Annotated in this window: 1 protein-coding gene; it reads right to left on the bottom strand. The window is 61.2% G+C overall.

The window, feature by feature from the left end; all coding sequences use genetic code 11:
- The coding region (locus tag NPS56_RS31055; protein WP_274078183.1) for a group II intron maturase-specific domain-containing protein at window positions 1-376 on the bottom strand (376 nt) is incomplete at both ends.

A 376-nucleotide genomic window follows, 5' to 3' on the forward strand; every position in this document is an offset into this window, starting at 1 on the left:
AAGTTTGTGGCGCACCCAGCCGTCCAACTCCTCAAGGGGTCGCTTACTTTGACTGAGCTTGAAGTAACCAGCCCACCCGCGCAGTACAGGGTTGATCCGCTCGATGACGCTCGCCATCTTGCAGCCCTGCGCTCCGCGCAGCAGGTCTCTAAGCCGGTCGCGCAAGCGTCCCAGGCTCATCAAAGCTACTCTCAGTCTCGGCTGCTGATGCCAGCTCATCCCGTAACCCAGGTAATCGCACATCCAGGATCCGGCTACCCGGCTCTTGTCCCGGTTCAGCGTCAATTTAAGGCGCTGGTTCAGGAGCCGCTCCACGCCGGCCATCACTCGTTCGCCCGCACGGCGACTGCGCACATAAATGTTCGCATCGTCGGCG

Origin of the sequence: Pseudomonas putida, from assembly GCF_028682635.1 — a bacterium.
Lineage (GTDB): Bacteria > Pseudomonadota > Gammaproteobacteria > Pseudomonadales > Pseudomonadaceae > Aquipseudomonas > Aquipseudomonas putida_AE.